This is a genomic window from Streptomyces sp. NPDC096136 (genome assembly GCF_044763325.1).
GTDB lineage: Bacteria > Actinomycetota > Actinomycetes > Streptomycetales > Streptomycetaceae > Streptomyces.
The window spans coordinates 1-3,606 of record NZ_JBIWFZ010000059.1; the positions used below are offsets into that span (position 1 = coordinate 1).

Genomic DNA, 3,606 nt, shown 5'->3' on the forward strand with positions numbered 1-3,606 from the left:
CATCGAGGCGTCGAAGCTGGGCGAGGCGAGTTGCAGTACCCGGCTGCCCGCAGTGGTCCGGCACCGCTCCACCAAGGTGGAGACGAGCGAGGCCAAGCCGGTGTGCGTGACGGTCGCCCCCTTGGGCCGGCCTGTGGAGCCCGATGTGTAGATCGTGTACGCACTGTTCGCCGGCACCAACGGTGCGATCCGGTCGGCGTCCGTGGGATCGGTCGTGGCCTGCTCGTCCCATACCGCGGCCAGAGCATCGACGACCAGGCCACCAGCCACCTGCGACGCCAGCTGATCCGTAGTGATCACTATGGTGGGCACGGCATCGGCCAGCATGAAAGCGATCCGCTCGGCCGGGTACTGCGGATCGATCGGCAGGTATCCGGCGCCGGCCTTCATCACGCCCAGGATCACCGCGACCTGCTCGGCACTGCGCGACAGCGCCACGCCTACCGGGGCTTCGGCACCGATCCCCTGCGAGATCAGCCAGTGCGCCACCTGATTGGCCCGTGCGTTCAACTCACCGTACGTCCAGCTCCGGCCGTCAGCCTCCACCGCCTGGGCGTCGGGTGCGGCCGCGACACCAGCCTCGAACAGCGCGGGCAACGTTGCGTCCGCTACCTCCTGGCCAGCCCCCAGAACCCAGTCCCCGAGGCGCACCTCCTCCTCGGGGGTGAGCACCTCCAACGACCCGATCGACCGCCCTGGATCAGCCACCACAGACCGCAGCAGCTGCTCCCACCGCCCGATCAGCGCCTCCACCGTCGACCGGTCATACAGATCCGTCGCGAACTCGATGGAGCCGCCGATGCCCCGCGGGGAGCCGTCCCGTTCGTGGAACTCTCCGATGTTGACGAACAGATCGAATCGAGAGGTGTCCGTCGTGGCGGGTTCGTGAGTGACCCTCAGTCCAGGCAGCTGGAAATCGGCCTGCTCGTTGTTCTGGAGGGCCAGCATGACCTGGAAGAGCGGGTGGTGCGCGGCGGAGCGCTGCGGGTTGAGCTTCTCCACCAGGTGCTGGAAGGGCACGTCCTGGTGTGCGTAGGCCGCCAGGCTCGTCTGGCGCACCTGGGCCAGCAGGTCGGCGAAGGACGGGTCGCCGGAGGTGTCCGTACGCAGTACGAGCGTGTTGACGAAGAAACCGATGAGGTGGTCGAGGTTCTCGTCGGTGCGGCCGGCGATGCCGCTGCCGATGGGGATGTCACTCCCGGCTCCGAGGCGGTTCATCAGAGCCGCCATGGACGCCTGAAGCACCATGAACACCGTCGCTCCGGATGACTTCGCGAGCTGAGCGATGTCCTGGTGGAGACGGTCCCCGAACATGAAGTCGCAGACGTCTCCGGCGTTGCCGGCGACGGCCGGGCGGGGGCGGTCGGTGGGGATGGTGACCTGTTCCGGCAGGCCCGCCAGCTGTTCGGCCCAGTAGGCGTACTGGCGGCTGAAGGGGCTGTCGGGATCGGTGTCGTCACCGAGCAGCTCACGCTGCCAGAGGGTGTAGTCGGCGTACTGCACCGGCAGGTCCGGCCACTGCGGCTCACCGCCGGTCAGGCGCGCGGAGTACGCCTCGATCAGGTCCCGGGCCAGCGGGGCCATCGACCAGCCGTCACCGGCGATGTGGTGCAGCACCAGCATCAGTACCGACTCGGTGGCGCTGAGGACGAACAGCCGGGCGTGCAGCGGCACCTGATCCGCCAGGTCGAACTCGTGGCGAGCGGCCCGGTTCAGCATCTCGCGGATCTGCGCTTCCTGCGCGGGAAGGACCTCCATCTCGATCCCGGCCTCGTCCGGAGCGAGAATGCGCTGGCAAGCCCTTCCTTCGACGTCATGGAAGACCGTACGCAGAGATTCGTGCCGGGCGATGACGTCGTTGATGGCGCCGCGCAGGGCCTGCTGGTCGAGGTCGCCGGTCAGGCGCAGTGCGAGCGGCATGTTGTAGGTGGCCGAAGGGCCTTCGAGCTTGTGGATGAACCACAGGCGTTCCTGGGCGAACGACAGCGGGACAGCCTCGGGGCGGGCGGCGGGGACCAGGGGCGGTCGGGTGGGCCCGTCGCCGTCCACCAGCCGGGCCGCCAACTGGGAGACCGTGGGCGCCTCGAAGAAGGAGCGCAGTGGGGCCTCGACGCCGAGCGACGTCCGGATCTGGCTGATCAGGCGCGTGGCCAGCAGGGAGTGGCCGCCGAGGTCGAAGAAGTTGTCATCGATCCCGACGCCGGGCACGCCCAGCACCTTGGCGAACAGGGCGCAGAGGATCTCTTCCCGCGGCGTGCGGGGAGCACGGCCCGCGGGGACCTGGTCGAGGTCGGGGGTCGGGAGCGCCTGGCGGTCGATCTTTCCGTTCGGGGTGAGCGGGATCCGTTCGATGACGGCCACGGCAGCGGGGACCATGTAGTCCGGGAGCTGCCGGCGCAGGTGCTCGCGGAGCTGCGTTACGGAGGGTTCACCTCCCTCGGCAGGCACGACGTAGGCGATCAGGCGGACGTCTCCGGGCTGGTCCTGGCGTGTGATCACGACGGCCTGGGCGACGTCCGGGTGCCGGGTGAGCGCGGTCTGGATCTCCCCGGGTTCGATGCGGAATCCGCGGATCTTGACCTGGTGGTCGGTGCGGCCCAGGTATTCCAGTTCGCCGTCGCGGTTCCACCGCACCAGGTCACCGGTGCGGTACATCCGGGTTCCCGGCTCACCGAACGGATCCGCCACGAACCGCTCCGCGGTCAGTCCGGGACGCTTCAGGTAACCGCGGCCGACCCCGTTGCCGGCGATGTAGAGCTCACCGGTGATGCCCGGGGGGACCGGCTGAAGGTTCTGGTCCAGTACGTGGAGCCGGGCGTTCGCGATCGGGTGGCCGAGCGGGGCGATGCCGTCGGAGAACGGTCGGCTGATCGTCGCGTACACGGTGCACTCCGTCGGCCCGTACGCATTGATCATCCGGCGCCCCGGCGACCAGCGCGCCACCAATGCGGGCGGCGTGGGCTCCCCGATCATGCCGAGGAGCGTCAGCTCGGACAGGGCGGTCTCGCTTCCCGCCGGCAGGCTCGCGAGCCTCGACGCCGTGATGAAGGCGTGCGTGATGTGCCGGTCGGAGAGGGTTCTGACGAGCTCCAGCCCGGCGAGGCGTCCGCTCGGCGGCAGCACGAGCGTCGCACCGGCGGTGAAGGCCGCGAAGATCTCGACCATGGAGGGGTCGAAGCTCGGGGAGGCCAGTTGCAGGACCCGGCTCCCGGGGCCGGTCTCGCAGCGCTCGACTGCGGTGCCGATGAGGTCGGCCAGCCCGTGGTGCGCGATCAAGCTCCCCTTGGGGCGGCCGGTGGAGCCGGAGGTGTAAAAGGCGTAGGCGGTATGGGCGAGCCTGACAGGCAGGACCCGGTCGGCGTCGGTCGGGTCGCTGGTCCTCTGCTCGTCCCACAGCTTCGTCTGGGATTCGATGGTGAGGGTCACTCCACTGCCGACCGCCGTGAACACCTCGTCGACCAGGCGGTCCGTTGTGAGGAGGAGTGCGGGGGTGGCGTCGTTGAGCATGTATGTGATGCGGTCGGCGGGGTATTCGGGGTCGATGGGGAGGTAGCCGGCGCCTGCCTTGGTGATGCCGAGGATGGCGGCGATCTGGTCGGCGCTGCG

1 protein-coding gene is annotated in these 3,606 nt (G+C 69.2%); it reads right to left on the reverse strand.

What is annotated here, in order from left to right; all coding sequences use genetic code 11:
- Nucleotides 1-3,606, reverse strand: a 3,606-nt coding sequence (locus ACIRBY_RS38655) for an amino acid adenylation domain-containing protein (protein WP_403910156.1), incomplete at both ends; no start/stop codon positions are given.